Annotated in this window: 14 protein-coding genes; 5 read left to right on the forward strand and 9 right to left on the reverse strand. The window is 55.3% G+C overall.

Going from position 1 to position 14419, the window contains the following annotated elements:
• Positions 1–152 precede the first annotated feature (152 nt).
• Positions 153–1424 (reverse strand): translesion error-prone DNA polymerase V subunit UmuC, encoded by a 1272-nt coding sequence (gene umuC / locus ACE38U_RS19910; protein WP_038472040.1) that lies wholly within the window; start codon positions 1422–1424, stop codon positions 153–155.
• Between the two features lie 2 nt (positions 1425–1426).
• Complete coding sequence (gene umuD, locus ACE38U_RS19915; RefSeq protein ID WP_038482564.1) at positions 1427–1846, reverse strand: translesion error-prone DNA polymerase V autoproteolytic subunit; 420 nt, start codon at positions 1844–1846, stop codon at positions 1427–1429.
• Positions 1847–2057: 211 nt separating this feature from the next.
• Here umuD and ACE38U_RS19920 point away from each other — a divergent pair, with 211 nt between their 5' ends.
• Entirely contained in the window at positions 2058–4094 is a 2037-nt protein-coding gene (locus ACE38U_RS19920; RefSeq protein ID WP_375530407.1) for a prolyl oligopeptidase family serine peptidase, read from the forward strand.
• 134 nt (positions 4095–4228) lie between these two features.
• Positions 4229–4627: an ACT domain-containing protein gene (locus tag ACE38U_RS19925; RefSeq protein ID WP_038472034.1), complete on the forward strand. Its 399-nt coding sequence runs from the start codon at positions 4229–4231 to the stop codon at positions 4625–4627.
• A gap of 45 nt (positions 4628–4672) precedes the next feature.
• Here ACE38U_RS19925 and ACE38U_RS19930 read toward each other — a convergent pair whose 3' ends face one another.
• Positions 4673–5509: an alpha/beta fold hydrolase gene (locus ACE38U_RS19930; protein ID WP_038472031.1), complete on the reverse strand. Its 837-nt coding sequence runs from the start codon at positions 5507–5509 to the stop codon at positions 4673–4675.
• A gap of 160 nt (positions 5510–5669) precedes the next feature.
• On the opposite strand from ACE38U_RS19930, the gene ttcA reads away from it, so the two are divergent.
• Positions 5670–6590, forward strand: coding sequence for a tRNA 2-thiocytidine(32) synthetase TtcA (gene ttcA / locus ACE38U_RS19935; protein ID WP_038482561.1), 921 nt, complete (start codon positions 5670–5672; stop codon positions 6588–6590).
• Positions 6591–6624: 34 nt separating this feature from the next.
• Here ttcA and ynaL read toward each other — a convergent pair whose 3' ends face one another.
• The 4 genes from ynaL to ACE38U_RS19955 all read right to left on the reverse strand — a co-directional run bounded on the left by ynaL (position 6625) and on the right by ACE38U_RS19955 (position 10155).
• A complete protein-coding gene (ynaL, locus tag ACE38U_RS19940; RefSeq protein WP_167549830.1) occupies positions 6625–6777 on the reverse strand; it encodes a proline-rich small protein YnaL in 153 nt (50 codons plus the stop codon).
• A gap of 275 nt (positions 6778–7052) precedes the next feature.
• Complete coding sequence (zntB, locus tag ACE38U_RS19945; protein WP_176983081.1) at positions 7053–8036, reverse strand: zinc transporter ZntB; 984 nt, start codon at positions 8034–8036, stop codon at positions 7053–7055.
• A 160-nt stretch (positions 8037–8196) separates the two neighbouring features.
• Entirely contained in the window at positions 8197–8463 is a 267-nt protein-coding gene (locus tag ACE38U_RS19950) for a DksA/TraR family C4-type zinc finger protein (RefSeq protein ID WP_375530408.1), read from the reverse strand.
• Between the two features lie 72 nt (positions 8464–8535).
• Positions 8536–10155: a peptide ABC transporter substrate-binding protein gene (locus tag ACE38U_RS19955; protein ID WP_038472021.1), complete on the reverse strand. Its 1620-nt coding sequence runs from the start codon at positions 10153–10155 to the stop codon at positions 8536–8538.
• Between the two features lie 168 nt (positions 10156–10323).
• Here ACE38U_RS19955 and mpaA point away from each other — a divergent pair, with 168 nt between their 5' ends.
• Positions 10324–11031 carry a murein tripeptide amidase MpaA gene (gene mpaA / locus ACE38U_RS19960; RefSeq protein ID WP_038472018.1) on the forward strand — a complete coding sequence of 236 codons (708 nt, stop codon included), beginning with the start codon at positions 10324–10326 and terminating at the stop codon, positions 11029–11031.
• 2 nt (positions 11032–11033) lie between these two features.
• Here the strand turns inward: mpaA and ycjG are convergent, their stop codons facing one another.
• Positions 11034–11999, reverse strand: a complete 966-nt coding sequence (gene ycjG / locus ACE38U_RS19965; RefSeq protein ID WP_375530409.1) for an L-Ala-D/L-Glu epimerase — start codon at positions 11997–11999, stop codon at positions 11034–11036.
• A gap of 138 nt (positions 12000–12137) precedes the next feature.
• Here ycjG and tpx point away from each other — a divergent pair, with 138 nt between their 5' ends.
• Positions 12138–12644: a thiol peroxidase gene (gene tpx / locus ACE38U_RS19970; RefSeq protein WP_038472012.1), complete on the forward strand. Its 507-nt coding sequence runs from the start codon at positions 12138–12140 to the stop codon at positions 12642–12644.
• 51 nt (positions 12645–12695) lie between these two features.
• Here tpx and tyrR read toward each other — a convergent pair whose 3' ends face one another.
• Positions 12696–14258 (reverse strand): transcriptional regulator TyrR, encoded by a 1563-nt coding sequence (gene tyrR, locus ACE38U_RS19975; protein WP_375530410.1) that lies wholly within the window; start codon positions 14256–14258, stop codon positions 12696–12698.
• Between the last annotated feature and the right edge of the window lie 161 nt (positions 14259–14419).

Raw genomic sequence — 14419 nt, forward strand, 5'->3', positions numbered from 1 at the left:
CATCGCGCAGCCAATCAGGAAGCTGGCAATCAGTATTAATGCCGTCAAAAATCCTTTCACTTCGTAACACTCTCCAATAACTCAAGCTGTGATATTGACAGACCGGGTAAAAAAAAGTTCCGCAGAGTGACTATCTCACTGCCATGCGAAAATCAGCAAACTCGCGCCACGGGCAGATCAGCATAACGCGTGGTATAGCGCGGCGACAGCATTTCACGCTTCATCGCCCACGGCTGCTGTATTCCCTGCCCGGCAAAATAGAGTGTTCCTTTGCCCTGTTCTTTATTCAGGCGATCCAGAACGGTCATCAGCTTTTCGCCGTTAAGCCGCGGCACGCTGCTGTCGAAGAGATCGAACTGCGCCACGCCCTGGCTGAAGAAATCCCCCAGCATGACGCCCGCTTTCTGGTAGCGATGCCCTTCCTGCCAGATAGCTTCCAGACTCTGCATCGCGGCCTGGATAATATCCCGGCTGTCCTGCGTTGGGATAAGCAACGAAACGGATGAACAGTTGCCGTAATAAGGCTCATTTGTCGCAAACGGGCTGCTCTTCACAAAGGCGGAGATAACCCGGCAATACTGGTGTTCGGCACGCAGCTTTTCCGCCGCTCTGCTTGCATAGCTGCTGACGGCCTGACGCATATCTTCAAACTCGGTAATACGTTCCCCAAACGAGCGACTGCAGATGATTTCCTGCTTAGCAGACGCAAATTCCCCCATTTCAAGGCATGACTCGCCGCGCAGCTCGCGCACCGTTCTTTCCAGCACCACGCTGAAGTGCCGGCGAATAAAACGGATGTCCGCATCGGCAAGCTGCAAAACCGTGTTTATGCCCATGCCTTCGAGCTTTTTCGACATTCGCCGACCCACGCCCCAGACCTCGCCCACGGCAAGCTTTGCCATAAGCCAGCGCTGGTGCTCAGGGCGAGATAAATCCACCACGCCACCGGTCTTTTCCTGCCACGTTTTTGCGGCGTGGTTAGCCAGCTTGGCCAGCGTTTTTGTCGGCGCAATGCCGACCCCCACCGTCAGGCGAGTGCGCTGGAGAATCGCCGCGCGGACAGACAGCCCAAACGCCTTCAGGTTGCAGCAATTGCTGACGCCCGTTAAATCGCAAAATGCTTCGTCAATGGAGTAAACCTCAACCCTGGGCAATAGCTCTTCGAGCACGCCCATCACCCGTTGGCTCATGTCAGCATACAGCTCGTAGTTGCTGCTAAACGTCAGCACGCCCTGCCGTCTGAGCGACTCTTTCTGCTTAAAAAAGGGTTCGCCCATTTTCACAAAGGGCTTGGCTTCGGCGGAGCGCGAGATCACACATCCGTCGTTATTAGACAAAACGACAATCGGCTTTCCCGCGAGATCGGGGCGAAAGGCCGTTTCACACGAGGCGTAAAAGCTGTTCACATCCACCAGCGCAAACATATCTAGCTCGCCGCTTTGATGATAAAAGTGACGACGCCAAAGATATCGAGCGGGACGTCATCGGTCACGGGAATCGGGGACCAGGCGCTGTTCATCGGCAACAGCATCACCGTCGGGCGAAGCTGGAGGCGTTTCACGGTGAAGGCACCGTCAATGGCCGCAATCACAATATCGCCCTGCGACGCCGTTCTTGAGCTGTCAACGATAAGCAAATCTCCTTCGCCGATTCCCCCTTCCACCATCGAGTCCCCCGCCGCCTTCACGAAGTAGGTCGCGCCGGGATTACGCACCAGCAGCTTATTGAGATCGATACGCTGCTCAACATAGTCCTGAGCCGGTGACGGAAACCCGCACTGCACCAGGTCGCCAAAAAGAGGTAAAGAAGAGTCAGGGCAATGCGCCGCAGGTTTGAGAAGGTTCATGATACCGCCAATGCAAATACTGTTTATATATACAGTATCAGGTAAAAAAGACACTTCAAGCAAGAAAACACGCACTTTTGCTAAGCCATTTGTTTTGCAAACGAAAAAACTCTAGCCCGCAGACAGAATCCATAAAAGCCTTAAGGTGTAATGAAAAAGAGCATAGTGATATGGTCAACAGCAGGCCCGTTACCCAACAAAAGGATGCGTGATGACACAGCCAGAGATTCAGGATTTGCTTAACCAGCTCGAAACCCCGGAAGATGCCGCGGCGCTGAGCTGGGTGGAAAAACAAAACCAGCGCACCACGGACAGGTTCGCCAAAGGAGAACGTTTTCAACAGATGCGGGGCGCCATCCTGCGGTCGCTTGACGATAAAACCAACATTCCCTGGGGAAGCCATTACCGCGAAAAGGTCTATAACTTCTGGCAGGATGACGAGCATCCTCGGGGCATCTGGCGCCGGACGTCTGAAGCCTCTTATCTGACGGCCACGCCGGAATGGGAAACGGTGCTGGATATCGATCGCCTGAATGAAGACGAAGACGCGAACTGGAGCTACCACGGCGCAGATCTGCTTCATCCTGGCTACTCGCGGGCGCTGATCTTTTTATCCAGCGGCGGCGATGCCTGTGAAATACGTGAATTCGATCTGGTGAATAAAACGTTTATTCGCGACGGTTTTTTCCTGCCGGAAAGCAAAAGCTCGGCAAGCTGGGTGGATGAAAATACCCTGCTGCTGGCGCTGGACGCGGGTGACGACACGCTCACCACCTCCGGCTATCCACGCTGCGCTTACCGCTGGGTTCGTGGCACATCGCCGCAGGATGCCGCGCTGATTTACGCTGGCGAAGCTACGGATATGGCCGTTTCAGCCTGGCATGACGATACCCCCGGTTTTGAGCGCGATCTGGTGCACTGCAGCAAAGACTTCTACCGCGGGCAGACCTGGCTATTGACCGGGCAGGACACGCTGACGCTTATCGCCGTCCCGGAGGATGCCTCCTGCGGATTTTTTAAAGACTGGCTGCTGGTCACGCTAACCTCCGACTGGACAATAGCTGAGACAACCTGGCCCGCAGGTGCCCTGCTGGCTATTGATTTAGCTGATTTTCAGCGAGGTGAGCGCAATTTCATTCCACTCTTCACGCCCAACTCCCGCACCACGCTGCAAGGCTACGGCTCGACCCGTGATTACCTCCTGCTTAACCTGAGCCAGGATGCTGTCGAAAAAGTCGATTTTATAAAAATCGAAAACGGGCAACGCCACTGCGTGAAAACGCTGGAGCTGCCTGATTTTACCAATGTCTCCGCCGGCGGTATTGATGACGAAAGCAATCGCTACCGGCTGGTCAGCCACGGTTTTTTACAGCCGAATAGCCTGAGCTATGGCGATCTGGACAACGATACGCTCGGCCTCGTCAAACAGGATCCGACCTGCTTTGACGCAGCGGAATTTAGCGTGACTCAGCACTTCGCCCTGTCTGAGGACGGCACGCGTATTCCCTACTTCCAGGTCTCAGCCAAAGCGCTAACGCTTTCCGGTGATAACCCAACGCTGCTGTACGGTTACGGCGGGTTTGAGGTCTCTTTAACGCCTCATTACCTCGGTTCGAAAGGCGTGACGTGGCTGCAAAAAGGCGGCGTCTACGTTGTCGCTAATATTCGCGGCGGCGGTGAATATGGCCCGGCGTGGCACCAGGCCGCGCTCAAACAGCACCGCCACCGAGCCTGGGAAGATTTCACTGCCGTCGCAGCCGACCTGGTGGCGCGCAAAATCACCAGCCCCGCCAGGCTTGCGGCCCAGGGCGGCAGCAACGGCGGCCTGCTGATTGGCAATATGCTCACCGACTATCCCACGCTCTTCGGCGCGCTGGTGTGCGAAGTCCCGCTTCTGGATATGCTGAACTACCACAACTGGCTGGCAGGCGCTTCATGGATTGCCGAATATGGCGACCCGGAAGTTGCCGAAGAGCGAGAGTGGCTGCTGCGCTACTCGCCGTTCGACAAGGTGTCCGCCGACGTGGATTATCCCCCCACGCTGTTTACCACCGGCACTCAGGATGACAGAGTCAGCCCGGCGCACGCCCGCCGGATGGTGGCGCGTATGCAGCAGCAAGGGCATGACAATGTCTGGCTGTATGAGGAAACCGATGCGGGCCACGGCAGCGCGCCGGAAAATAGCCAGACGGCGTCTCATCAGGCGATGACAGAAGAGTTTCTCTGGCAGATGCTGAGCGGGAAATAAATAAGCCAGGGCGGTGCATAAAGGGCGCACCGCCTTTTCATTAGATGTACTAATCCATAAGCATATTTTTTAATTTTTATTTATCGTTCAAACGCTATTTAATCCGTCTTCAATCACCTGAAGGAGATCGATACATGTCTGGCGAAAATAACCTTGAAATCCTGCTGAGCAATGCCGCTCCCGAGCTTAATCCCGGGAAATATGTCTTTTGCACTTTAGCCTCACCTTCTGCGGAAATAAAAGATGCCGCCATTGTGACCGTTCGCGAGGCTGAAGGCGTGACGCTGGTTCTGCCGCAGGATCTGGCGGATAAACATGCCGTTAGCTACGACTATGTCGCCAGTTGGGTAACCCTGAAAATTCACTCGTCCCTCGCCGCCGTGGGCCTTACCGCCGCGTTTTCACGCGCGCTGGCAAATAAAGGCATCAGCTGTAACGTGGTGGCAGGTTATTACCACGACCATATTTTCGTGGCTCATAAAGACACCGAATCGGCGATGGCGGCATTATCGTCTTTGTCATCGGCTATATAAGCAGGCAAATAAGGGGGGCCTTTCGCCTCCCCTGACAACAGGCTATTAGCTGCGGATAAATTTCAGGATGTCCGCATTGATGGTATCGGCATGCGTGGTATGCATGCCGTGAGGATAGCCGGGATAGATATGCAGCGTGCCGTTGCTGAGCAGCTTGTCCTGCAGAATGGCAGCATTTTTATAAGGCACAATCTGATCGTCATCGCCCTGCAGCACTAAGACGGGAACGGTGATGGCTTTCAGATCGTCGGTCTGATCGGTTTCTGAAAACGCTTTAATACCGTCATAGTGCGCTTTTGCGCTGCCGGTCATGCCCTGCCGCCACCAGTTCCGGATGCTGCCCTCGGCGACTTCTGCCCCCTGGCGGTTAAAGCCGTAGAACGGGCCAGAGGCGACATCAAGGTAAAACTGCGCCCGGTTTGCCGCCAGCGCTTTACGGAAGCCGTCGAAAACGTCGAGCGGCGTTCCGCCCGGATTGTTCGCCGTTTTCACCATCAGCGGCGGAACTGCACTGACTAAAACGGCTTTCGCCACGCGCCCCTGAGGCTGCCCGTATTTGGCCACATAGCGAGCTACCTGCCCACCGCCGGTTGAGTGCCCCACGTGCACGGCATTTTTCAGATCCAGATGCTCCGCTACCGCCGAGGCATCCGCAGCATAATGATCCATATCATGCCCTTCACTGACCTGGTCTGAACGGCCGTGCCCGCGACGGTCGAACGCGATAACCCGGAAGCCTTCGCCTAAGAAAAACAGCATCTGGTTATCCCAGTCATCGGCGCTTAACGGCCAACCATGATGAAAAACAATCGGCTGAGCCTCTTTCGGCCCCCAGTCTTTATAGAAGATATTGACGCCATCTTTCGTCTTTACGAAGGTCATAAACCTCACTCCTCGTCGCTATGAATTGCGTTTAACCCAGTAAAGCATAGTCGATGGGTGTGGCATGTCCGTAAATCCTGCTGGCATTCGCCGCCGCAATCCGTACCATACACGCCAGCATGACACGCTGTGCGTGTTGGATTCAGAGCCCGAGACTTTCATGACCACTCAAAAAGAACAGTACAACCTGAACAAGTTACAGAAACGCCTGCGTCGCAACGTGGGTGAAGCGATTGCCGATTACAACATGATTGAAGACGGCGACCGCATTATGGTTTGCCTTTCCGGCGGCAAAGACAGCTACACCATGCTGGAGATTCTGCGCAACCTTCAGCAGAGCGCGCCAATCAGTTTTAGCCTCGTGGCGGTCAACCTCGACCAGAAACAGCCTGGCTTCCCTGAGCATATTCTGCCGGCTTATCTGGACAGCATCGGCGTTGAATACAAGATTGTAGAAGAGAACACCTACGGCATCGTTAAAGAGAAGATCCCGGAAGGCAAAACCACCTGCTCTCTGTGCTCGCGCCTGCGCCGCGGCATTCTGTATCGCACCGCGACCGAATTAGGCTGTACCAAAATCGCGCTGGGCCACCATCGCGACGATATTCTGCAGACGCTGTTCCTGAATATGTTCTACGGCGGCAAGATGAAGGGTATGCCACCGAAGCTGATGAGCGACGACGGCAAGCACATCGTTATTCGCCCGCTGGCCTACTGCCGCGAGAAAGACATTGAGCGTTTTGCGATTGCCCGCGAATACCCGATTATTCCTTGTAACCTGTGCGGCTCGCAGCCAAACCTGCAGCGCCAGGTGATTGCCGATATGCTGCGCGACTGGGATAAACGCTATCCGGGGCGCATCGAAACCATGTTTACGGCGATGCAGAACGTGGTGCCGTCACACATGTGCGATACCGAACTGTTTGATTTCGCCAATATTACTCACGGTTCAGAAGTCGTGAACGGCGGCGATCTGGCGTTCGATCGTGAAGACATTCCGATGCAGCCGGTTGGCTGGCAGCCGGAAGAAGACGGCGCGGACGCCGCTCTGCAGCGTCTGGATATTCTGGAAATCAAATAATCTTACTTCCCTCTCCGCCCGGAGAGGGAAAACTTCAGTGATGCGCCGGTGGGTCGATGATTGGCCTCGGGTCCGGGTCGGTCGGCGGGTCTGGAATGGGCTGCGGTTTAGGGATCGGGTCAGGTACCGGCACGGGTTCGGTGGGAAAAGCCGGGTCGCTCATCATCAGGCTGTTGCGATACAGCATCGTCATCTCCTGCGTGGGTGAATTCGCCCTTTAAAGCGTAGTCCACAAATGACGGACAAAAAAAAGCCGACTCTTAAAGTCGGCATTGTACGAATCAATTGTGCTATGCAGTAATTCTAAAAAAAGGAAGTAAGACAATATGGAGCGCAACGCCCATCGCTTGACGTTGCATTCACCTGCGAGAGAGAGTTTGCCCCTATGCGGCATTTGGTTTCTTGATTTTGCTCAAGAACAGCGCCGTTTTCAGCGGTTGGTCCCATTAAAATGATGCGATTTTACAGCCATCTACTGCGATGTAACCACCAGGCAACACCGCCGATCAAAACCACCAACATAATGCAGAACAGCGCAAAGCCAAACGCCCAGCCGCCCCCGGGAATGCCCCCAAGGTTAACGCCAAACAGCCCGGTTAAAAACGTGCTGGGTAAAAATACCATGGCCATCAGCGACATGGTGTAAGTTCGGCGGTTTAAGGATTCTTGCATCACCTGGGAGATCTCATCGGTCATCACACCCGTGCGGGCGATGCAGGAGTCGATTTCGTCCAGCCCCCTGCCCAGCCTGTCGGCAATGTCCTGCATACGGCGGCGCTGATCGTCGTTCATCCAGCTAAGCCGCTCGCTGGACAGTCGCGCGTAAACATCCCGCTGCGGAGACATGTAGCGACGCATTACGATCAGTTGCTTACGCAGCAGCGCCAGCGCGCCGCGAGGCGGAACCTGCTGGTCGAGCAAATTGTCTTCCAGGTCGATGATTTTGTCGTGCATTTGCTCGATAAATTCACTGGCGTGATCGGTGAGCGCATCACAGGCATCCACCAGCCAGCTGCCGCAGTCGGTCGGGCCGGTGCCTTCATTCAGATCGTTAACCACATCGTCCAGCGCCAGCACCTGCCGCCTGCGGGTTGAAACAATGAGCCGTTCATCGATGTAAAGCCGCACGGCCACCAATTGGTCCGGACGTTCGTCGGTACTGCCGTTGATGCAGCGCAGGGTAATCAGCGTGCCGTCACCGACACGAGAAACGCGTGGACGCATGCTCTCACCGGCTAATGCGTCTCTGACATAGTTGGGCAACAGCGGCGTGTTTGCCAGCCAGTCCGCGCTGTCGGCGTTGGTGTAATTGAGATGCAGCCAGCAGGGATGCTCGCTGTCGATGATTTCGTTGCTGTCGATGGGCTTTACGCCGCCCTTCCCGTCCAGTTGCCAGGCAAATACCGCGTCCGGCACGTGCAGCTCGCTGCCTTTAATTACATCCACTGCGCAATCCTCAAGCTGAGTCAGTTCTTTCTGTCAGTCTAGCCATCTCTGATACGAAGGCAACCGCAAGAAGTTATCAAACGCGCTGAAATTGCAGAGAAAAGCGTAAATAAACCTTAATGGCAGGCGAAAAAAAAACCGGGCTATTGCCCGGTTTTTGCTAACGTAGCTGGCTGTCTTTCGAGCCGCGGCGGTTATAACCTGAGAACGTGGCCCGGTGCACATCCTCCGCCTGCTGGCAGCGGATGCACAGCCGTACACCCTGAATCGCTTTGCGCCGTGCGTCTGGAATACGTTCCCCGCACTCTTCGCAGTATTCGAGACTTTCGCCTTTCGGCAACTCACTGCGCGCTCTGGCAACGGCGTCGTCCACGGTGCTGTCGATTTGCTCCTGAACGGCGCCGTCATTGGCCCAACCTGATGCCATCTCGTCACCTCCGCAATCGCTATGCCTGAGGTGACTATAATAACACTTTTACCGCACAAATTTTAGCCAGCGCTAATGCTTGATAATGTACATCGTCCGGCTGTAAGCCACGTCTTCCGGATTGTTAATCGGGTAACCTTTCAGCCAGGGTTTAATCAGGCGACCATTGGTGTACTGGTAGATAGGCGCAATAGGCGCTTTTTCCTGAATGATTTTTTCCGCTGCGTTGTAATCCGTATTGCGCGCTTTATCGGTGGTTTCCAGCGCCGCCTGGGACAGCAGCTTGTCGTATGCCGGGGAGTTAAAGCGTGAAATATTGCCGCTGTGGGTCGAGGTTAACAGCGACAGGAAGGTCGAAGGTTCATTGTAGTCCCCCACCCATGAGGCACGAATCACGTCGAAGTTACCGGTATTGCGGCTATCGATGTACGTTTTCCATTCCTGGTTTTGCAGCTTCACGTCAACGCCCAGATTTTTCTTCCACATTGAGGCAACGGCAATCGCTATTTTCTGGTGGTTTTCGGACGTGTTGTACAGCAGGGTCAGCTTCAACGGTTTGGCATCGCCGTAGCCTGCGGCCCGCAGCAGCATTTTCGCCTGAGCGTTAAGCTCCTGTTGGCTCATCTCTTCAAACGATGAAGAGTCCGGCTCGAAGCCAGCGGTGACGTCAGGCGTAAAACGCCAGGCCGGTTTTTCTCCCGTGCCCAGAACTTTGTCTGCCATAAGGCGGCGATCGATAGTCATGCTTAATGCAAGGCGCACTCGTGGGTCCGCTGTCGGCCCTTTTTGCGTATTAAACGCGTAATAATAGGTGCCAAGCTGCGGCGGCGTGTAGACCTGCCCCGGAATGTCTTTCAGCAGCTTCTGATAGAGGTTTTTCGGGAAAGACTCGGTGATGTCGATATCGCCGGCCAGATAACGCTTGGTTGCCGCCGACTCCTGGTTAATAGGAATAAAGGTCACTTTGGTCAGCACCGTTTTCCCGTTATCCCAATAATTTTTATTCGGCACCACAACCAGCTTCTCGTTCACCACGCGGTCCTGCAGCGTAAATGCGCCGTTGCCCACGAGGTTGCCGGGTTTCGTCCACTCATTACCTAATTTTTCAACGACCGCTTTAGGCGTTGGATAGAAGGCAAAGTTTGCCGCCAGGCCTGGGAAGAACGGCACGGGTTTATCAAGCTGAACGCGCAATGTTTTGGCATCCACGGCCGTTACGCCGAGCTTATCGGCAGGCATTTTTCCGTCGATAATGGCCTGGGCGTTGGTGATACCCGCGAGCGCGGCGAACCAGGCAAAGGAAGAGGTATTTTTCGGGTCAACCAGGCGCTGCCAGCTGTAAACAAAGTCCTGCGCGGTGACCGGTGAGCCGTCGGACCAGCGGGCGTTATCCCGCAATGTAAACGTCCAGACGCGATTGTCGTTGCTTTGCCATTTGGTCGCCACGCCAGGGACCAGCTCGCCTTTTTCGTTTTGGTTAACCAGCCCTTCAAAAAGATCGCGAATAACCTGAATTTCCGGCAGGCCGACCGCTTTGATCGGGTCCAGACTCGCGGGCTCGTCTTTAATATGTCTGACCAACTCCTGACTGCTTGCAAGCTTTGTCCCTGCAGGCACATCCGCCGCCCAGGCGCTTTGCAGCATGGCGGCAACGGCCAACGCACAACAGCTAAAACTGAGGCTTTTTTTCATCGCTTTCCTTCCGTGTTTTTGCATTCAGGAGATTTGTGTAAGTTACTGTAGCGTAATTTATTCTTTTGATTCCAGGAAAAAGCTCACATCTGCGGATTAAGGTGAGTTTTCCCTAAAAGATTGCTATTAATGACGTTCATAGCCGTCTTATTCAGTGAGAGGAACATCATGCCTGTGACCCGCCCTCGCCCCCAGCGCGGCCATTTGCCGCCGGGCTGTGAACGCTACGGAAAATCAGCATTAGGCGCGCCGCTGCTCTATTTTCCGGCAATAAAAACGGAAGAGCGCAGCGGGCTAATCATTGCCGGCACACACGGCGATGAGAACGCCGCGATGGTGGCGCTTTCCTGCGCTTTAAGGACGCTCGAACCGCAGTTCAGGCGGCATCATGTGGTGCTGGCGGTGAATCCGGACGGCTGCCAGCTTGGCCTGCGTGCAAATGCGCACGGCGTCGACCTGAACCGCAACTTCCCGGCCGCCAACTGGAAAGCGGGTGACACGGTTTACCGCTGGAACAGCAGCGCGGATAAACGTGACGTGGTGTTGTCTACCGGCCAGACGCCGGGATCTGAACCAGAAACTACCGCGCTGTGCCAGCTTATCCATCAGCTGCAGCCCGCGTGGGTTGTCTCTTTTCACGATCCGCTGGGCTGCATTGAAGATCCCCACAGTTCAGCCCTGGGGCACTGGCTGGCCGAGGCGTTTGCGCTCCCGCTGGTGACCACCGTCGGGTATGAAACGCCGGGGTCGTTCGGCAGCTGGTGCGCCGACCTGGGCCTGCCCTGTATCACGGCTGAATTTCCGCCGATCTCAGCGGATGAAGCCAGCGAGCGCTACCTGCGCGCAATGACCGATCTTTTGCACTGGCACAGGTAAGCTTAAGGGTAGAGTTTTCCGGTTTCAAAATGCAGCGATGGCTCCACGTCTACGGCAAGCCAGGTGGGGCCATCCAGATCGGCAAAACGTACTCTGGCCGCCAGCGGTAACGCGGCAGCAATCGCCCGTGACGTGCAAAGCATACAGCCGAGCATGACGTCAAATCCCTGCTCCCGCGCGGCCTTAGCCAGCAGCAACGCCTCCGTCAGACCGCCGGTTTTATCGAGCTTAACGTTCACCATTTCGTAACGCCCGGCAAGCGCAGGCAGGCTGCTACGCGTGTGGCAACTTTCGTCGGCGCAAATCGGTAGCGGGTGGATAAAATTGGCCAGGGCGCTGTCGTCCCCCGCCGGAAGCGGCTGCTCCAGCATCGCCACATTGAGGTCTGCCAGCAGCTGGCAGCGCGCGGCCAGGCCATCGCTGCGCCAGGACTCGTTGGCATCCACAATCAAAATGGCTTCCGGTACCGCTGCCCTGATGGCAACCATACGCTCGGTAATAAGACGATCGTCAAGTTTGACCTTGAGCAGGCGGGCACCTTTCTCCCATAACAAAGCAGCAGACGCAGCCATTTGTTCCGGGGCGGCAATGGTGACCGTTTGAGCCGTGGTCACCATTTCAGGTAATTCAACCGAATTCAGGGCTGATACGCTGGTATGTTTCATCCGGGCTTCTAAGTCCCACAGCGCGCTGTCGATTGCATTGCGCGCCGCCCCCGGCGGCAGAGCCTGCTGCAATTCGGCGCGCGTCATACCGCGTTCAAGCAGTGAAAGTACCGTTGTTACCTGAGCCAGAACCGAAGCATCGCTTTCACCATAGCGCGGGTATGGCGTGCATTCGCCGACGCCTTTCACACCGTCCTCTTCCAGCTCAACCACCACGACAACCGCTTCGCTGCGCGTTCCCCTCGATATCACAAATGGCGTATGGAGCGGCCATGCTTCCTGGTAAACTTTCACTGTTCTCATCGTCATCCTCCCCTGGGGTTATCGCCTGAGTATAGCGAGCCCAGGCTTTTACGTGCACTTTCAGTTTTTTATGTTCATCACGGATTTCCTGGAATACACTGTCCCGGGCGTTAATTTTATGTAAAAGGAAGATTAAACATGTCACAAACCGTTCATTTCCAGGGCAACCCGGTCAAGGTTGCAGGTCAGATCCCACAGACCGGCAGCAAAGCCACTGCATTCACCCTGGTCGCTAAAGATCTTTCTGACGTTGCGCTGAGCCAGTTCGCCGGCAAACGTAAAGTGCTGAATATTTTCCCAAGCATCGATACCGGCGTGTGTGCCGCATCCGTGCGTAAATTTAACCAACTGGCAACCGAGCTGGATAACACCGTTGTGCTGTGTATCTCTGCCGACCTGCCGTTCGCTCAGTCCCGTTTCTGCGGCGCTGAAGGGTTGAACAACGTCGTTACCCTGTCGACCCTGCGTAACCCTGAGTTCCAGCAGGCTTACGGCGTCAGCATTGCCGAAGGCGCGCTGAAAGGCCTGACCGCACGTGCGGTAGTGGTTATCAATGAGAACGATGAAGTGGTGTTCAGCGAGCTGGTGAATGAAATCACCACCGAGCCGGATTACGCTGCGGCACTGGAAGTGCTGAAGGCTTAAGACTCAGGTCTGTAGCAAAAGAAAACCCCGGATCTCCGGGGTTTTTTATTTTTACTCTTCGCTTTTCTTCTGGCTCAGACCGTATTCGCGCAGCTTGTTGGCAATCGCGGTATGGGAAACTCCCAGCCGTTTTGCCAGCTTACGGGTACTTGGATAACTCCGGTAAAGCTGCGTTAATACCGAGCGCTCAAAGCGGCTGGTAATATCATCCAGCGATCCTTCCATCGCTTCTTCCCCCACCGCCAGGCTGGCCGCGTCAAAGTCCGGCAGCAGGATGTCCTGCGGACGAAGCTCGTAGCCTTCCAGCTGGGTTAAAGCACGATAAATGGCGTTTTTCAGCTGGCGAACGTTGCCCGGCCAGCCGTAGCGGGTCAGCACGCTGCTTAAATCGTGAGACAGCTTGGGCCGCGGCACGCCCTGCTCGTCGGCAAAGCGCGCCACGAACAGTTCGGTCAGCGGCATGATGTCCTGCGGACGATCGCGCAGCGGCGGCAGGTTAAGGGTCAGCACGTTCAGGCGATAATAAAGATCCTCGCGGAACTCACCTTTCTGCACCAGCTCCACCAGATTTTTCTGCGTCGCACAAATTACGCGAACGTCGACATGCACCTCATGCTCTTCGCCTACGCGACGGAAAGTCCCGTCGTTCAGGAAGCGCAGCAGCTTGGTTTGCATGCGCGGCGACATTTCGCCGATTTCATCCAGCAGAACCGAGCCGCCGTTAGCCTGCTCGAAGAAGCCTTTTTTGCCTTCGACGGCGTTGGCATAGGCACCGGCGGCATGGCCAAACAGCTCGCTTTCGATAACGTCATCGGGAATAGAACCGCAGTTAAGCGCCAGATAAGGCTTCTGCGCCCGCGGGCTGCTCAGGTGGCAGGCATTCGCCAGAAGATCTTTACCTGTGCCGGTATCACCCACAATCAATAATGGCGCATTCAGCAGCGCCAGTTTGCGGGCCTGCTCAACTACGTGACGCATTTTCTGACTGACGGCAACAATCTGGTCAAAGGCGCTGAAATCGCTGCTGGAGAGGTTTTGCAACTGACGCCCCATGCGCACCGTAGAACGCAGCATAACAACCGCACCAACCAGCAGCGGCTGCTTATCTTCGCCGTCCAGGTGAACCGGGGTGATCTCCAGCAGGAAGTTTTGCCCGTGGATCACCACATGCTCGGTATGCGAGTCGTGCGGTTCGCTCTCCAGCCAGCGGGTGAAGTTAAAACCGCTAATCAGCGTGCCCGCATTATGGTTACGAAGACGGTCTTCGCTCTGCCCGAACAGCATGCAGCTTGCCGGGTTAGCCAGTTCAACTTTACTGCGCATATCCAGCGACAGCACCGGCTCCGGCAGCGCTTCAAGCAATGCGCTCAACGCACGATGTTCGCGCTCAGAAGGCATCCACGGCACCTTACGCACGTCCGTGACGTCAGGAATGCGGCGGATTTCAGCCATCAGGCTGCTGAAGGATTCAAAATCAAGGGATGAAAAATTAAGGTAAATACGCCCAATCGGGTCAATTTCGATACCGCGCAAATCAATGCCGCGCAGCACTAACAGATCGAGCAGTTCACGAGTGAGACCAAGGCGGTCCTGACAAAAGACTTCCAGACGCATGCAGGTGACCTTATTTTACGGTAAACGGCCTATATGACCCTCAGCCAGGCTGAAGGACCTCATAGAGTTGGAAGGATGATAACTCAGTTAGCCGTTAGCAAGAAGATACCTGTCATGAAATGTTGACACTAAAAGGCAAACCACTGGTCAACAAGCGCGAA

Source organism: Cedecea selenatireducens, assembly GCF_042138895.1.
GTDB classification, from domain to species: Bacteria; Pseudomonadota; Gammaproteobacteria; order Enterobacterales; family Enterobacteriaceae; genus Cedecea; species Cedecea selenatireducens.

What these genes read in the sequence shown, in the direction of transcription:
- umuC (WP_038472040.1), bottom strand. Translation starts at nt 1,424, where the DNA reads ATGTTTGCGCTGGTGGATGTGAACAGCTTTTACGCCTCGTGTGAAACG.
- umuD (WP_038482564.1), bottom strand. Translation starts at nt 1,846, where the DNA reads ATGAACCTTCTCAAACCTGCGGCGCATTGCCCTGACTCTTCTTTACCT.
- ACE38U_RS19920 (WP_375530407.1), top strand. Translation starts at nt 2,058, where the DNA reads ATGACACAGCCAGAGATTCAGGATTTGCTTAACCAGCTCGAAACCCCG.
- ACE38U_RS19925 (WP_038472034.1), top strand. Translation starts at nt 4,229, where the DNA reads ATGTCTGGCGAAAATAACCTTGAAATCCTGCTGAGCAATGCCGCTCCC.
- ACE38U_RS19930 (WP_038472031.1), bottom strand. Translation starts at nt 5,509, where the DNA reads ATGACCTTCGTAAAGACGAAAGATGGCGTCAATATCTTCTATAAAGAC.
- ttcA (WP_038482561.1), top strand. Translation starts at nt 5,670, where the DNA reads ATGACCACTCAAAAAGAACAGTACAACCTGAACAAGTTACAGAAACGC.
- ynaL (WP_167549830.1), bottom strand. Translation starts at nt 6,777, where the DNA reads ATGCTGTATCGCAACAGCCTGATGATGAGCGACCCGGCTTTTCCCACC.
- ACE38U_RS19950 (WP_375530408.1), bottom strand. Translation starts at nt 8,463, where the DNA reads ATGGCATCAGGTTGGGCCAATGACGGCGCCGTTCAGGAGCAAATCGAC.
- ACE38U_RS19955 (WP_038472021.1), bottom strand. Translation starts at nt 10,155, where the DNA reads ATGAAAAAAAGCCTCAGTTTTAGCTGTTGTGCGTTGGCCGTTGCCGCC.
- mpaA (WP_038472018.1), top strand. Translation starts at nt 10,324, where the DNA reads ATGCCTGTGACCCGCCCTCGCCCCCAGCGCGGCCATTTGCCGCCGGGC.
- ycjG (WP_375530409.1), bottom strand. Translation starts at nt 11,999, where the DNA reads ATGAGAACAGTGAAAGTTTACCAGGAAGCATGGCCGCTCCATACGCCA.
- tpx (WP_038472012.1), top strand. Translation starts at nt 12,138, where the DNA reads ATGTCACAAACCGTTCATTTCCAGGGCAACCCGGTCAAGGTTGCAGGT.
- tyrR (WP_375530410.1), bottom strand. Translation starts at nt 14,258, where the DNA reads ATGCGTCTGGAAGTCTTTTGTCAGGACCGCCTTGGTCTCACTCGTGAA.